Below are 14,947 nucleotides of genomic sequence, written 5' to 3'. Positions count from 1 at the left end.
GACTTCTGCCGGGTTCATCGCTTCGATGAACCCGGTTTTTCTTTGGCCGGGGGCCAGCCCCGACGACCCGGTATCCGCGATTCGAAAATCGCACAGAACACAAACACAGACAAAATCCTGAAGGAGATGTACCCATGGCAACCGTCTATGTACCAACACCCTTACGCCGCCTCACCGGCGGACAATCCAAAATTGAAGTGGAAGGAGAAACCATTGCTTCGCTCCTCCAGGCCGCGGATCAACAATATCCGGGCATTGCCGAGCGCGTGCTGGATGAGGCGGGCAATGTGAAGCGCTTCGTCAACATCTTCGTGAACGACGACGAAATCCGCACGTTGCAGGGCCTGGAGACGCCGGTCAAGGCGGGTGACCGGGTCTCCATCGTACCGGCCATGGCCGGAGGACAAGGAGAGCTGGCATGAGTCGTTTGAACCGGGATCAACTGCTCCAGAAAGCCAAAAGCGAAGTGCAGGAGATCTCCGCCCAGGAGCTGAAACGGCGCCTGGATGCGGGCGAGGATCTCACCATCATCGATGTACGGGAACGGGACGAATTCGTCCAGGGGCACCTGCCCGGCGCCACCTTCATCCCCCGGGGCTTCCTGGAGCTCCAGATCGAACAGCATCAGCCAGACCGGGACAAGCCCATCGTCGTCTACTGCGCCGGCGGTGTGCGCTCCCTGCTGGCAGCCCGCAACCTGAAGGAAATGGGCTACACCAACACCATCTCCCTGGTGGGGGGCTTCAACGGCTGGAAGAACGCCGGTCTCCCCTTCAAGGTCCCCCGGGTCCTGACCGAGGAGCAGCGCATCCGCTACAGCCGCCACACCATCCTCAACGAGGTGGGCGAAGAGGGCCAGATCAAGCTCCTGGAGAGCAAGGTCCTGCTCATCGGGGCCGGCGGCCTGGGCAGCCCGGCTGCCCTCTACCTGGCGGCCGCCGGGGTGGGCACCATCGGCATCGTGGACTTCGACGTGGTGGATGTCTCCAACCTCCAGCGCCAGGTGCTCCACGGCAACAGCGACGTGGGGCGGCCCAAGGTGGAGTCCGCTGCCGACCGCCTGCGGGACATCAACCCGGACGTGAAGGTGGTGGGCTACAAGGAACCCATCACCAGCCACAACGCCCTGGACATCATCCGGGAATACGACGTGGTCATCAACGGTTCGGACAACTTCCCCACTCGCTACCTGGTCAACGACGCCTGCCAGTTCCTGGGCAAGCCCCTGGTGGACGGCAGCATCTTCATGTTCGAGGGGCAGGTGACGGTCTACCAGCCGGCCCGGCCGGAACAGGGGATCGAGGGCGGCCCGTGCTACCGCTGCCTCTACCCCGATCCGCCCCCGCCCGGCGAGGTGCCCAGCTGTGCAGAAGCCGGCGTGCTGGGCGTCCTCCCCGGCATCGTGGGCTCCATCCAGGCCATCGAGGCCATCAAGCTGATCCTGGGCATCGGCGAGCCGCTGGTCGGCCGTCTGCTCATGATCGACACCCTGGACATGAGCTTCCGGGTGCTCAAGGTGCACAAGGATCCCAACTGCCCTGTCTGCGGTGAGCATCCCACAGTGACCGAGCTCATCGACTACGAGCAGTTCTGTGGCCTGCCGTCCCGGAACGGCGCGCAGGAAAATCTGGCCCAGGCACCCGGCCGCGAGCTCATCGTCGCCTGAGGAGCTGCCAGGAATCAGACGTCCCCGCGGTGGGCCGGGATGCAAGCCCGGTCCACCGCCAGCGAAAATTAGGGGGTGACTATGCCAGTGGCTGTTGCGATCACACCAGAGAAGGAAACCACCGGATTGGCCAGGGCCAATGGCCATGTGGCCCCGGCCAGGGTGCAGGCCAGCAACATTCTCCAACAGATCGGCAATACGCCCCTGTTGGACCTGAGCGACTTTGCCCATCGCCTGGGCGTGGCGCCGTCCACCCACTTCTACGCCAAGGCCGAGTGGTTCAATCCGGGGGGCTCGGTCAAGGCCCGGGCTGCCCTGTACATCGTGGAAGCCGCCGAGCGCAGCGGCCAGTTGACCCGGAACAAGATCCTGATCGACAGCAGCTCGGGCAACACGGGCATCGCCTTCGCGCTCATCGGTGCGGTGAAGGGCTACCAGGTCCACCTGGTCATGCCGGCCAACGTCAGCCAGGAGCGCAAGGCCCTGGTCCGTGCCTACGGTGCCACCCTGATCGAATCCGATCCCCTGGAGGGCTCCGACGGCGCGATCGTGAAGGTGCGGGAGCTGGTGGCCGCAGAGCCGGAACGCTATTTCTACGCCAACCAGTACAACAATCCGGCCAACATCCAGGCCCACTACGAGACCACCGGCCCGGAGATCTGGCAGCAGACAGGCGGCACCATCACCCACTTTGTGGCCGGCCTGGGCACCACGGGCACCTTCGTGGGCACGGGGCGCTACCTGAAAGAGCGCAACGCCGCGGTGCAACTGGTGGCCGTGCAGCCGGAGGACGAACTGGCCGTCATCGAGGGGCTGAAACATCTGGAGACGGCTATTGTGCCCGGCATCTACGACCCCGGCCTGGCGGATCGCCATGTGGGCGTGAGCGCCGAGGCCACCTGGGAAATGACCCGCCGCCTGGCCCGGGAGGCAGGCCTCTTCGTGGGGTTGAGCGCCGGCGCCGCCGTGTGGGCAGCCCTGCAGGTGGCCCGGGAGCTGGATGGGGGCACCGTGGTTACCCTGTTGCCGGATGATGGCAGCAAGTATGTGAGCCTGGGCATTTTCGACTGAGTAATGGGTTGAGTGCGTTTCAACGCACTTGGGGCTTGCCAGCCGATGATTTTTATCATCGGCCCAAGGCTGGCCATGGTCTCATGCTGTACGGTCTCATGCTGTACCGTCTCATGCTGTACCGTCTCATGCTGTACCGGGGGAAGCTCTATGGCAAGAAAAGTCGACCACACCGCGCTGCGTTTTAACCAGGCCTGCATCATCACCCTGCTGGTGCTGGCCTTCCTCCTGGATCAGGTCTGGCTGGTGGCCCTGGTCGGGGCGATCATGCTGGTGGGGACCCTCTGGCCCCGGGCCGGGCTCTTCAAGCTGATCTATAGCCGCCTCTTGAAACCGGCGGGTCTGCTGAAGCCCCACCTGGTGGAGGATGAGCCCCAGCCCCATCTCTTTGCCCAGGGGGTGGGGGCCCTGTTCCTGCTGGCCAGTACCCTGGCCCTGGTGAGCCAGGCTGCCGTGCTGGGCTGGCTGCTGGCCGGCATCGTCGTGGTCCTGGCCGCAGTGAACCTCTTCCTTCACTTCTGCCTGGGCTGTTTCATCTACTACCAGCTGGCGCGCCGGGGCATTCACATCGAGCTGGCCGCGTGGCGCGCTGGGTGATGGACCACACCATCGACCGGGCGAGAGACTGACCATGTTGACTGAACGACTGCTCATCCTGCTGTTTGCTGCTCTGCTTCTCTTGGGTCTTTGGGCCCTCTGGCGGCTGGCCCTGGCCGTACGCATGCGCCGCCTGGCGGCCCAGCCCGTGCCGCCGGCGCTGTCGCGCCTGGTGGTGCCCGGCCGACCCCAGATCCTCTACTTTACCACCGAAACCTGTGCCCAGTGCCGTTTCCAGCAGTCCCCCATCCTCATCCAACTGGCCGCCATGACCGCCATACCGGTCCACGCCATCGATGCCGTGGCCCAACCGGAACTGGCCGACTACTACGGCATCCTGACGGTGCCCACCACCGTCTTCCTGGATGCCCGGCTACGCCCGGTGGCCATCAACCATGGGCTCACCTCCCTGCAACAGCTCCAGGAGCAGGCCACCCACGCCCTCAGCGCCGCCTGAGCACCGGGTCAGCCCCGCGGCGATCTTTGTCTCATCCCGGCTTGCGGCGTATAATCAACGCCATGACGGCACGAACCAAAGAGCAACTGCTGCAGGAACTCCAGCGCTCCCAGCAAAATGTGGTAGCGCTGTTGGAATCCATGGCCCCGGTTCAGGATTGGCAGCCTGAGTCGGTGGAATGGTCGTTCCGCTACATTGCCGCCCATCTGGCCACGGTGGAGCAGAAGTGTTACCTGCAGCGGGTCATGCGCATTGCCTCGGGCGAACGCCCCTACTTTTCCCACTTCACCAACAGCGGCGTCAACTACAGCCGCTGTGACCTGCGCGACTCGCTGCGACGCTGGATCGCGCTCCGGCAGAAGCTCATCGCGTTCGTGCGGCAGCTCTCGGAGCGCCAGCTTCGCCTGACCGGGGTCCACGAGGCCATCGGCCCCCTGACGGTGCTCGACCTGTTGCAGGAAATCCTGGAGCAGGACCAGGGCCACTTTCGCCACCTCCTGCAGTTGATCGACGACTACTACGAAGAACAATACGGCAGCCGGCCCGGCGGCCCGCAAGGGGGCCGACGCGGCAGCCAGAACGGCACCAGCCACCACGGGCCGGCACATCAAAGGGCACGGTAGAATACCTTGTTTGAACTGGTCTTTCTCGGCACCTCTGCATCCGCGCCTTCCATCCAGCGCGGCCTCTCGTCGGCCATCGTCATGGCCAACGAACACCGTTTCATGATCGACTGCGGGGAAGGGACCCAGCGCCAGATCCTGCGCAGCGGCCTGGGCTTTCGGCGCCTGGATCGCATCTTGTTGACCCACGGCCACCTGGATCACATCCTCGGGCTGGGCGGCCTGGCCAGTACCCTGGGCCGCTGGGAGGCGTTGGAGGAGCTCAACATCTACGGCGGAGCCAGCACTCTGCAGCGGGTCCATGCCCTGATGGAGGTGGTCTTTGGTGCCGGCCAGATGCCCCGGGTGGGCATCAGCCTCAACCTGCTGGAGCCCGGTCTGCTCTTCGAGGGCAAACAGTTCACCCTCACCGCCTTCCCCGTGAAACATCGGGGAGAGGGCTGCTTTGGCTTCGTCTTTGAAGAGAAGACCCGGCGCCCCTTCCTGGCCGACCGTGCCGAAGCCCTGGGCATCCCCCACGGGCCCGTCCGCCGGGAGCTGGCCCAGGGGCATGCTGTGACCCTGCCCGATGGACGCCAGATCCACCCGGATCAGGTGTTGGGCGAGCCCCAGCGGGGGGCCAAGCTCTGTTTTGTGGGGGATGTGAGCCACACGGGGCCTCTGCACAAAGTGGCCGAGGGTGCAGATCTGCTGGCTGTGGAGGCCACCTACCTGGAGGCCGACAAGGCCCTGGCCCGGCAGCACGGCCACATCACCGCGGCCGCGGCGGCCCGCCTGGCCCGCAATGCCGGGGTGAAACACCTGGTCCTGCATCACGTCAGCCGGCGCTACACGGTGCAGGAGATCCTGGCCGAGGCCCAGGCCATTTTTCCGGACACCTCCGTGGCCAATGATTTCGACCTGTTCCGGGTGACCAAGCACAAAGGGGTGTCCTGGACCAACCTGCGGCGTTGTTAAAAGCAACCGGAGCCCCGTTGTAGGCGCAGCTCGTAGCTGCGCATCCGTTGTTCTCCTTTCACCTGCCTGGGGGGTGGTACCATAGGGCGGCTGGAAGTCGCCCCGACGGCAAGGGGCGCCATTCGCGCGGATTGGGGGCCATGGGAGCGTAGGGCGGGTCTCTGGCCCGCCGGAGGTGACCGGATCGACGGCGTACCGGCGTCCGTGCGGGTTCGCCCCTACCGTCAGAAGACATCCTCCTCCAGCAGCCGGTTCCATGGCGAGCCATAGAGCACGTAGCTGGCCCAGCTCAAATGGGCGAACCCCAGGGCCTCGATGGTCCGGAGGCGGGCCCGGCGCAGGGCCTCGCCCACGCTTTCCCCCCGGGCCAGCTCCGCATAGCAGGCGATGGCCACTTCCGCCGCGGCCACATCCTCCACCGGCCACTGGGTCCCCACAAAATTACGGGTTCCGGCCCGCAGCAGGGCACTGATGGAGCCCAGGGGCAGCTCGCTGCTCAGGCGTCCGCCACCGGCTACCCGGTCGGCCGGCGTGGCCGCGGTCTCGCACCCGTTGAAAAAGACCAGCGCAGGCGGCTCGGCTAGGCTCCACATCATGTCCGCGGTCAGGACGTCGCCGCCGGCCAGCACCAGGCCGCTCTCCGCGGGCATTTGGGGATGGTAGTAGGCGTGGCCGGCAAAGTGGAAGACGTCGTAGCGTTCGTTGAGGGCAGCCATCACGTAGCGGCGGCGCACCTCTGCGCCGAAGAAGGCCTTGACCTGGATCTCCACCCCGGGCAGGGCATAGAGGGCGCTCAGAATGCGCCGGCTCTCCTCCTCGATGGCGGGCAGGTCGCCTGTCGGGTTGGCCACCAGCAGCACCCGGAGCCGGCCCCGGCTGTCGACCGGCCGGCTGGGCGGCTGGCGCACCTGCCCCACCAGCTCCAGTTGTCGGCCCATGCGCCGGGTGAGGGCGAAGAGCCCCGACCCGTCGTCCAGGAGCTCCCAGGGAATCCCCGCGGTATTTTCATCCAGGCGCAGCAGCAGGATCTGGGCATCCTTGGTGGCCAGCCGCTGTCGAATGCCCGCAGCCACATCCGGGTTGAAGAGCTGGTTGTAGAGGGTGCGACCCAGCGCGGTGACCCGCTCCCGCACATCCGCGTCCACCTTGGCCCGTTTGCCCGCCAGGAGGGCAGCCCGTTCCCCGTCGCCGCCCGCGCTTTCGGCCTGGGCAATCTGCTGCAGGGCCGCGCCTGCCTGTTGCCGGGTCTCGGCCAGGAGCTGGCGGGCGTCGTCGATGGCGGGGCGCGGGTAGCGGTCGAAGACCACCTGGTCCGCCGATCCGGTCCCGATGATGCTGAGCTTGAACTGGCCGCTCCCTTCCAGCAGCGCACCCAGCCGCAGGTGCCGGGGCAGGAAGCGGCGCCGGGGCTCCTGGATGGTGTCCAGGTTGCCCATCCACGCCCACGGGATGAGGCCGTCCCCGGCCTGGGGGCCCGCCATCTCGCCCACCGGCTGCAGGTCGCCACACTGGCCGGCCTCGATGGCCGCGGCAATGCCGGCCCGTACCCCCTCCAACTTGCTCCCATCGATCTCCACCAGGGTGAGCCAGTAGGTCTGTCCCGGCTCGCCGCTCTCTTTGAGGCCCTGCCAGTAGCCGGCCAGGAAATACTGCATGGCCAGGGCCGGGTCGATCTGGGCGCTTTCGCCGGTGCCGTGGAGGGTAGAGGCCACATCCCGCAGCTTGACTTCGGCGCAGGCCACGGCCAGGCTGTGGCCGATCTGGCGCAGCCGCTCCTGGATGAACTGGACTGCGCCGGGCACGCCCACATCCGGCCGCAGGAAGCGTTCGTATTCCCCCAGGGAGAGGACGGCGATGATGTTGGTGGCCAGGGGGGTCAGGATGGCCGGGACAAAATAGACCGCGCCCGGCGGTCCGTTGAAGACCCCGCGCGCGGCCATGGCACTGAGCATGCCGCCCGTATACTGATCCACCGCCCGGGCCGCGCCCGAAACCCGCAGGCCCGGGTAGTGGTTCACCACAAAACATTCGGCCCGCCGTTTGACCAGGTCCCCGTGGACCAGGCGCAGGACAAAACGTCGGGGCACACCCCGCAGGCCGGTGGAACGCAGGAGAAGCTCCTCACGGCCGTTCATGGTGCTGCCCCGTTTCCCAAGCGCCCGTTTAACGTCGCAGGCGGGCACCCACCGCCTGTTCCACGCCCCGGATGATGCGCTGGCGGAGCTGGGCCACCTCCTTCTCCCCCAGGGTGCGGGCGGGGTGCTGGTAGGTCAGGCGGAAGGCCAGGGACTTGTGCCCCGGCGGCAGGGGGGCGCCCCGGTAGATGTCGAAGAGCTCCACCGCCACCAGCCGCTCATCCCCGGCCGCCCAGATGGCGTCCTCCACCTGGCGCACGGTCACCGCCTCCGGCACCTCGAAGGCCAGATCCTCCACCACCGGCGGGTAGTTGCTGATGGGCGCCATGGGCTCCAGGCTCCAGTGGGGCTTGACCAGGGGCGCCAGACGCAGCTCGGCCGCGCAGACCCGGATGGGCGGCAGGCCGAAGTCGCTGCGCACCCGGGGGTGGAGCTCGCCCATCAGGCCCAGGGATTCCCCGTCCACGAACACCTCGGCACAGCGGGGGCCAAAGGTGCCGGTGTCCGGCCTGGCGGTGAAGGTGACCTGGGCCCGCTGGAAGCCCAGCCGCTCCAGGAGCACTTCCACTACCCCCTTCAGGTCGAAGAAGTCCAGGGGCTCCCGCTCCTCGACCCCATGGTGGAAGCTGCGGGGCTTGCGGGGGCCGGCCAGCAGGATGCTCACCCGCCGATCCTCCAGGGGCAGGATGCCGTCGCCCGCCTCGGGCAGGTAGACCCGGCCGATCTCGAAGGTGGTCAGGCGGTCGGTGTAGCGCAAGTTGCGGGCCAGGTTCTCCAGGGCGCTGACCAGCATGGAGCGGCGCATGGCGCGGCGCTCGGCGGCGATGGGGTTGGCCAGGGTCACGTAGGCCGGCTGCTGGCCGTTGCCGGCGGGGGCCAGGCGCAGCTTCTCGTGGTTCTCCGGTGTGGTCAGGGGGTGGTTGATGATCTCCTGCAGGCCACACTGGACCAGCAGATCCCGTACCTTCTCCTCGGTCTCCAGCACCGGGTTGCGCCGCTGCACGGGCAGGGCCTCGTCCATGAGGGTGGCGCCCACCTGTTCGTAGCCGATGATCCGGGCCACCTCCTCAGTCAGGTCGGCGGGGATGCGGATGTCCAGCCGGTACCAGGGGGGGCGGCAGGCCAGCATGGGCTCGCCGTCCTCCCGGTGCAGGGCGAAGGTGGCGTCTTCCGGCGCCTGGGGATCGGGCCCGGCCACGGACTCCACCTGGAAGTCCAGCCGACGCAGGGCCGCGGCCACTTCCTCCAGGGTGACCTCCATGCCCAGGAGGCGGCGCATGTCGCTCTGGGTGGTGTAGACCACGGGATGCTCCTGGGGCACCGGGTAGGCATCCACCATGCCGGGCACCACCCGGCCGCCGGCGTAGCGCCGCATGAGTTCGGCGGCCCGCCGTGCGGCGATGGCGTTGAGGGTGGCGGGCACACCCCGGGCGAAGCGATAGCTGGCCTCGCTGGGAAGGCGCAACTGCTGGGCGGTGCGCCGGTTGTTGATGCCTTCGAAGGTGGCGGCCTCCAGGAGGACGTTGCGGGTCTGGTCGCTGACTTCGCTCTCCAGGCCGCCCATCACGCCGGCGATGGCGATGGAGCCGGCCGTGTCTGCGATCATCAGCATGGAGTCGTCCAGCTCCCGCTCCACGCCGTCCAGGGTGGTGAATTTCTCCCCGGGCGCGGCCCGGCGCACGATGATGGTGGGTCGGGAATCGCCCACCCGGGCGGCCCGGGCCTTGAGCACGTCGTAGTCGAAGGCGTGGAGGGGCTGGCCCCACTCCAGCATCACGTAGTTGGTGATGTCCACCACGTTGTTGATGGGCCGCATGCCCGCCTTGATGAGCCGCTCCTGCATCCAGCGGGGGGATTCGCCCACCTGCACGTCCACGATCATGGTGCCGATGTAGCGGTTGCAGAGGGCCGGCTCGTCGATGCGCACGTCCACGTAATCCTGGGCCTGGTCGGAGCCGGTGGCGGCCAGCTCGTCGGGGGGGAGGCGCAGCTCGCCGCCGGTGAGCGCGGCCACTTCCCGGGCCACGCCGACGATGCTGAGACAGCGGGCCATGTCGGGCGTCAACTCCAGCTCCAGCACCTCGTCGCCCAGGTAGTCCCGCAGGGGCTGGCCCACGGGGGCATCCGGCGGCAGGATGAGGATCCCCTCGTGTTCTTCGCTGAGGCCCAGCTCCCGCTCAGAGCAGACCATGCCCGCGGAAGGGATGCCCCGGATCTTGGTGGGCTTGAGTTTTTTACGGGGGCGGGGCCGTTCCTCGCTGTAGGCATCCACCAGCACGGCGCCGGCCCGGGCGAAGGCCACCTTGAGCACAGGGAGGGTGCCGTCGGCCTTGCTGGCGCCCCGGTAGGCGAAGAGGTTGGGCGCGCCGGTGACCACCCGCTCCGGCTCCTGGCCGCCGTAGTCCACATCCACCAGGACCAGCCGGTCGGCGTTGGGGTGGGGCAGGACGGCCAGCACCTCGCCCACGACGATGGTCTCCGGATCCCACCAGTCGCCGATCTGCTCCACCGACGCCACCTCCAGGCCGGCCAGGGTCAGCCGTTCCGCCAGGGCCGGCGTGGGCAGCCTGATCTCCACATATTCCCGTAACCACGACAATGGCACGCGCATGAAACCACACTCCTCGACGGATTTTCGTTGGTCAGATTCAGTACTTCACGATTGTTGCCCATCTGCGGAGCTGTCCCGCTGGCCCGGCATCGGCGGATGCCGACTCTGCGTTGACTTGGCGTTGCAATCGTGACTCCCCTGCAAAAAGGGCATTTTTGAACGCAAAGGCGCAAAGGCACAAAGGCGCAAAGAAACACTGGAGGGAGTCACCCGAATCCGCGTTCATCTGCGTGGGGCAGCGTCCTCATTTGACCTTTGTGCAGTAGAGCCAATCGTGAACGACTGAGACTCAATTCACCAGATAACGATACACCAGATCGTGGGCCAGCGCCCGCCATTGCCCCCAGCCGCGGCGGTCGCCCATCAGGTTGCGCAGGCTGGCGATGATCAACGAAAGCTGGGCGGGCAGGATGGGCCGAAACTCGGAAATCTTCTCGCTGGCATGACAGACCGGCACGCCTTCCTCACAACGCAGGTGAAAGATGTAGCTGGCGAACTGGACGGTGGAGGTGCCCCGGTGGAAGCGATACTCGATGAGCCCCAGGAAGCGCTCCAGGTAGACCGACAGCCCGGTCTCCTCCTCGATCTCCCGGAAGAGGGCGTCCTCCACCCGCTCGTGCCAGTGGATCCCTCCAGAAGGCAGCCGGTAGAGGCGGGCCGGATAGTGGGGCTTGGCGTGCACCCAGATGCGGCCTGCCGGCTCCTGGAGCACAAAGACCACTTCGGCCCGGCGATCCAGGTCCTTGCGCCAGCGATAGGTGTAGATGTAATCATCGGCCACCACATGATAGGTCCGGCGGATGGGCGTGCCGTAGCGCATGGAGAGCTCGCAGACTTCATCTTCCACGATCATGGGCAGCCGAAGCATGACTTCCGGCGCCTCTGGCGCCACCGCCGTCCCTTCGGACAACGGCTCCGACTGGGGGAGCGCGGCGGGAAGCCGTGTCCTGTCCGGGCCCATCTGGCCGGGTTCGTGCTGCACGTGGGTTGTCTCTGTCATCGTCGATGGATCCATTGCCGCCCCAAGGGGCGTCCGCTGTCTGACAACACGCCTGACAATACACCTGTCAACACACCTGTCAACAACAGTATAACGAAAGTTGCCAGAGAGATAAATTTACCGATGGTCCGCGGCGGCGTATCTTCATATCGCAGCAGCACGTAGCCCTCCCCCGGGGGCACCGGCACGGTCATCCGACCCAGGGTGCTGTCGGTTCGGGTGGGCTCCTCGGCCAGGTTCACCAGATCGTCCGTGCCGGGGGGCAGGGGCGGGCAGGGCATCGCGTATTCACCCTTCGGCGGCGACATCCCCGGGGGCAGGCACCCCTCCGGCACGATGGGCAGCTCCCGCACCGGCTTGCCGTGTTTGCCGTCCAGCAGATAGGCCCGCCAGCCGGGATAGTAGAACTGGTTGAAGACGATGCGTCGGCCCGGCAGGGGCGACCAATACCAGACCTCCTCGTGGATGCTGCTGCGGGATTCGGAATTCACCACGAAGCCCGTCTCCCGGTTGTAGTTGAGGGTGGTATAGTCCACCATGGAGGCCACCGGCGTCACCGCTTCGCCCGCCTTCTCCCGGCTGATGTACTCGTCTGCCATGGGGCTCCAGGTGGGGATCTCCTTCACCCAGGCGGTGCTGCCGGTCATCTCGTCGGACGATTGCTGGAAGCGCATCAGCGCGGGCAGCCCCACCGGCCCTTCGGCCGGCGGCACGATCTCCACCCGCAGCAGGGGATAGCTGCCCAGCAGCACCAGGAGGATGACCGCCAGCAGGGGCAGATTCAGCCGCAGGGACGTCCCCCCGCCGCCCAGAGCCGGATGCAACGGCAGGGCGGCCAGCAGGCTCAGGCAGACCAGGGTCACGCTGAACCAGCGCCAGGGGAACTGGGCAAAGCCCAGGAAGGTCCCCAGCAGGGGCAGGTCCCAGAGGGGCGCGGCCCAGCGCAGGGTCAACAGGGTGGTGACCAGGCCGACGCCGGCCCAAAAGGCGATCTCGCCGCGCAGGGAAGGGACCTGGCGCCACACCAGGATCACCCCCACCACGGCCAGGATGAGGGGGACCGGGCCCAGCTGGAAGCCCATGAGGTCGTCGGGACCGGGGATGCTGGCCTTGAAGCCCCAGCGGGGGCTGAAGAGCTGGAAAAAGTAGAGAAAATGGCCTCGAAAATCGTAGCGGCCATCAAACCACTGGTCCACCCGCACGTACTGGCGTTCCAGGGCCATGGGCAGCCAGAAGACGGCGCTGCAGCCCAGGCCGGCGGCCAGGCCCAGGCCCGGCACCCACACCTGCCGGATCCAGCGGCCCAGCCACGCCCCGACGGCACGCACCCGGGGAGCGCCTCCCACCCCACTGGCCTGGCGTGCGCCCAGCAGCGCCAGGTAGAGCCCCAGGAAGGGGCTGAAGAGCACAAAGACCAGGTTGCTGGTGAGCATCAGCCCGGCGAAGCTGAGGGCCACCCCCAGGAACCAGCCGTAGGAGGGCCGTAGCGTGGCCTGACGGACGGTCCACAGGCAGAGGGGCAGCCAGACCAGGGCCATGCTTTCGGTCAGGTTGGCCCGCACGTAGAGGTTGAGCAGATGGTAGGGCGCGTAGACATAGACCAGGGCCGCCACCACGGCCATGTGGCGGCTCCCCCAGTCCCGGACGAAGGCATACATGGCCGCCGCGCTGGCAACCACGCTCAATCCGAAGACGGATTCGATGGCGGCGGTGTAGCTGAGGCCGCCGAAGTGCAGCAAGAGCTCGGCCAGGAAGTGGCTCAGGGGCGCGTAGATGTTGAAAAAGGGGTAGCCGTAGCCAAAGGCGAAGTCTGGGCTCCAGCGGGGCCACCAGATGCCATCCTGGACCAGGCGGTCGAACTCGAAGAGGAAGTAGACGTGGTGGCGCGCGTCGTTGGCGCCCCAGAAGTAGCCGGGCAACATGAAGGGCGCCACGGCAAAGAGGCTCAAGGCCAGGGTCAACCAGAAGAGGCTGTCCCGCCAGAGGGGCAGGACCGTGCTCTCCCCCAGGCGGGCGGATGATGATGGCTGGGGCTGGACAGGCCTGGCCGCAGCCGAGTCTCGCGGGTTATCGTTCGCCATGGAATACCAGTTTATCATCGATGCCCCCGTCCACCGGCAGGCGGCTGCCGTCCCGCCAGTCGTAGTAGCCGAAGTAGAACTGGAGGCGGCCGGGATCTTCCTGCAACAGATCGGCCACCTGGCTCAAGTCCAGGCGGTAGTGATCCTCCAGAATTTCCCCCACCTGCCAGGTGGTGGCGGGCCGCTTGCCCTGGAGGGGCTGGGTGTCCAGCTGGGCCACCACGTGCAGGCCGTTTTCTCCCGGCGCCAGGGCCTGGAAGAAGACGTTGTAGTCGAAGGCGAGGGGATGCAGCACCTGCCAGGTCACCGACAGCTCGGCCACGGCGTGTCGGGGATCCTGGGTCAGGTGGGCCTCCAGGAGCACCAGCTCCTGGCGCTCGCCCACGATGGCCACCGGCCGCTCTGGCGGCTGATAGCGGGTGTAGTCCGCGGTCAGGTAGGGGTAGCTGCTGAGCACCACCAGTGCGACCAGGGCCGTCCACAGGAGAGGGCGCTGGAAGACCGGGCTGAGGGCCACGGCGCTGGCGGTGACCACCGCCAGGAGCGGGGCCGCCACAATGAGTAGCTGCCAGGGGTAGCTCAGGAGGCGGCTGGCCCGGGTCCACTCCCAGAGGGGCTGGCTGATGCCCAGGGTCAGGCCCAGCAGAATGGCCGCACCGCCGAAGCTGAAGAGGAGCAGGCGGCGCCACTGGGCCAGGGGCAGGCGTACCCGGTCCACCCGCCAGAGCCAGAAGCCCACCGAGGCCAGTCCCCAGACCGCGAAGCCCAGTTGGAAGGGGTAGCGATCCTGCCACCCCGCCACGCTGGGGGCCACCGTCCACTGGCCCACCAGAAGCTGGTGGAGGTAGAGGAAGTGTTGACCAAAGGGTTCCACCGGGGGCGCCTGAACGGCCCAGAGGGGCACCAGGCTGACCAGCCCGGCTGCGCCGCTGACGGCCACCACCAGCCCGGCCAGGGGATGGCGTTCCACCAGGAGGGCGTAGAGCAGGAGGAGGAGGGTGGCGAAGACAGCCAGGCCGGCCTGGATCCGCCACATCCAGAGGATGCTGAGCACGCCGATGGCTGCGGCGCTGGGGGCCCGGCTCTCGGCGTAGATGGCGGTACCGGCCAGGGCCAGGGGCAGGAGGCCGGCGATCAGGGCGTCGCCCAGGCTGCCCCGCACGTAGACCGTGGCCAGCAGGGGCGGCAGGAGCATGTAGGCCAGGCCCGCCAGCCCGGCCGCCCGGTCCCCCAGCCGGGGTTCCAGCCAGATATAGACGCCCAGCCCCCCCAGCAGGAAGGCGAGGATGAAGAGGGCCCGGACCGCAGCCACCGGGCTCACCCCCATCAGCAGGAGGGGTTGGGCCAGGAGGAAGGCGGCCCGGCCGGTCCCCCGCCAGAGGTCCGGCACGGTGGCCACGCTGGCGATGGCGCTGGACGCCTCCACGTTGAAGACAGGCACGAAGCCTTCCAGGCTTTTCCAGTAGCCGGGGTAGGTGGCCGGCGCCCAGGCGAAGACGCCCAGCAGGAGGACGGCCCAGAAGCCCAGGCGCACGGCGGAGCGGTTGACTGAATTCATGGGCAAAGGGCAGGGCTGGCGTTCGTAAATCCCGGCAGAAATTCGCCGATGGTTTCCACCAGAGGAGGGAGCGCGCCCAAAGGGCACCCGGAATTTCTGCCGTGGTATTGACGCCAGACTGTACTAGTGGTTGGGTGTGGGCAGGCCATCACGTCTCCAGCAGCACGCCGTCCACCGGGTCCCGGTTGATG

12 protein-coding genes are annotated in these 14,947 nt (G+C 67.2%); 7 read left to right on the top strand and 5 right to left on the bottom strand.

Annotated elements, in window-relative coordinates; translation table 11 throughout:
- The first annotated feature begins 134 nt into the window (after positions 1 to 134).
- The 7 genes from FKZ61_RS14200 (at position 135) to FKZ61_RS14170 (ending at position 5,371) form a co-directional block, all read left to right on the top strand.
- Positions 135 to 422, top strand: coding sequence for a MoaD family protein (locus FKZ61_RS14200; RefSeq protein ID WP_141610789.1), 288 nt, complete (start codon positions 135 to 137; stop codon positions 420 to 422).
- Positions 419 to 1,666 (top strand): molybdopterin-synthase adenylyltransferase MoeB, encoded by a 1,248-nt coding sequence (moeB, locus tag FKZ61_RS14195; RefSeq protein ID WP_141610788.1) that lies wholly within the window; start codon positions 419 to 421, stop codon positions 1,664 to 1,666. Before FKZ61_RS14200 ends, moeB begins: the two co-directional genes overlap by 4 nt.
- A 126-nt stretch (positions 1,667 to 1,792) precedes the next feature.
- A complete protein-coding gene (locus tag FKZ61_RS14190) occupies positions 1,793 to 2,737 on the top strand; it encodes a PLP-dependent cysteine synthase family protein (protein ID WP_229964263.1) in 945 nt (314 codons plus the stop codon).
- A 150-nt stretch (positions 2,738 to 2,887) separates the two neighbouring features.
- On the top strand, positions 2,888 to 3,334 hold the full coding sequence (locus FKZ61_RS14185; RefSeq protein ID WP_141610786.1) for a DUF4395 domain-containing protein: 447 nt from the start codon (positions 2,888 to 2,890) through the stop codon (positions 3,332 to 3,334).
- A gap of 34 nt (positions 3,335 to 3,368) precedes the next feature.
- Positions 3,369 to 3,791 (top strand): thioredoxin family protein, encoded by a 423-nt coding sequence (locus FKZ61_RS14180; RefSeq protein WP_141610785.1) that lies wholly within the window; start codon positions 3,369 to 3,371, stop codon positions 3,789 to 3,791.
- Between the two features lie 62 nt (positions 3,792 to 3,853).
- Positions 3,854 to 4,414: a DinB family protein gene (locus FKZ61_RS14175; protein WP_141610784.1), complete on the top strand. Its 561-nt coding sequence runs from the start codon at positions 3,854 to 3,856 to the stop codon at positions 4,412 to 4,414.
- 6 nt (positions 4,415 to 4,420) lie between these two features.
- Positions 4,421 to 5,371, top strand: a complete 951-nt coding sequence (locus tag FKZ61_RS14170) for a ribonuclease Z (RefSeq protein WP_141610783.1) — start codon at positions 4,421 to 4,423, stop codon at positions 5,369 to 5,371.
- A 224-nt stretch (positions 5,372 to 5,595) separates the two neighbouring features.
- On the opposite strand, the gene FKZ61_RS14165 is transcribed toward FKZ61_RS14170, so the two are convergent.
- The 5 genes from FKZ61_RS14165 to FKZ61_RS14145 all read right to left on the bottom strand — a co-directional run bounded on the left by FKZ61_RS14165 (position 5,596) and on the right by FKZ61_RS14145 (position 14,756).
- Complete coding sequence (locus FKZ61_RS14165) at positions 5,596 to 7,506, bottom strand: CHAT domain-containing protein (RefSeq protein ID WP_141610782.1); 1,911 nt, start codon at positions 7,504 to 7,506, stop codon at positions 5,596 to 5,598.
- A gap of 28 nt (positions 7,507 to 7,534) precedes the next feature.
- Entirely contained in the window at positions 7,535 to 10,117 is a 2,583-nt protein-coding gene (pheT, locus tag FKZ61_RS14160; RefSeq protein WP_141610781.1) for a phenylalanine--tRNA ligase subunit beta, read from the bottom strand.
- Between the two features lie 289 nt (positions 10,118 to 10,406).
- Positions 10,407 to 11,117 (bottom strand): NUDIX hydrolase, encoded by a 711-nt coding sequence (locus FKZ61_RS14155; RefSeq protein ID WP_170199736.1) that lies wholly within the window; start codon positions 11,115 to 11,117, stop codon positions 10,407 to 10,409.
- A complete protein-coding gene (locus FKZ61_RS14150; protein ID WP_141610779.1) occupies positions 11,114 to 13,198 on the bottom strand; it encodes a hypothetical protein in 2,085 nt (694 codons plus the stop codon). The genes FKZ61_RS14155 and FKZ61_RS14150 overlap by 4 nt, the downstream gene beginning before the upstream one ends.
- Entirely contained in the window at positions 13,185 to 14,756 is a 1,572-nt protein-coding gene (locus FKZ61_RS14145) for a glycosyltransferase family protein (protein WP_141610778.1), read from the bottom strand. The genes FKZ61_RS14150 and FKZ61_RS14145 overlap by 14 nt, the downstream gene beginning before the upstream one ends.
- Between the last annotated feature and the right edge of the window lie 191 nt (positions 14,757 to 14,947).

The organism is Litorilinea aerophila (genome assembly GCF_006569185.2).
Taxonomy (GTDB): domain Bacteria; phylum Chloroflexota; class Anaerolineae; order Caldilineales; family Caldilineaceae; genus Litorilinea; species Litorilinea aerophila.
This window is presented reverse-complemented; position numbering and strand designations above follow the sequence as displayed.

Coding starts and splice junctions, on each gene's coding strand:
- FKZ61_RS14185 (WP_141610786.1), top strand. CDS start 2,888: ATGGCAAGAAAAGTCGACCACACCGCGCTGCGTTTTAACCAGGCCTGC.
- FKZ61_RS14150 (WP_141610779.1), bottom strand. CDS start 13,198: ATGGCGAACGATAACCCGCGAGACTCGGCTGCGGCCAGGCCTGTCCAG.
- FKZ61_RS14155 (WP_170199736.1), bottom strand. CDS start 11,117: ATGACAGAGACAACCCACGTGCAGCACGAACCCGGCCAGATGGGCCCG.
- moeB (WP_141610788.1), top strand. CDS start 419: ATGAGTCGTTTGAACCGGGATCAACTGCTCCAGAAAGCCAAAAGCGAA.
- FKZ61_RS14180 (WP_141610785.1), top strand. CDS start 3,369: ATGTTGACTGAACGACTGCTCATCCTGCTGTTTGCTGCTCTGCTTCTC.
- FKZ61_RS14175 (WP_141610784.1), top strand. CDS start 3,854: ATGACGGCACGAACCAAAGAGCAACTGCTGCAGGAACTCCAGCGCTCC.
- FKZ61_RS14165 (WP_141610782.1), bottom strand. CDS start 7,506: ATGAACGGCCGTGAGGAGCTTCTCCTGCGTTCCACCGGCCTGCGGGGT.
- FKZ61_RS14200 (WP_141610789.1), top strand. CDS start 135: ATGGCAACCGTCTATGTACCAACACCCTTACGCCGCCTCACCGGCGGA.
- pheT (WP_141610781.1), bottom strand. CDS start 10,117: ATGCGCGTGCCATTGTCGTGGTTACGGGAATATGTGGAGATCAGGCTG.
- FKZ61_RS14145 (WP_141610778.1), bottom strand. CDS start 14,756: ATGAATTCAGTCAACCGCTCCGCCGTGCGCCTGGGCTTCTGGGCCGTC.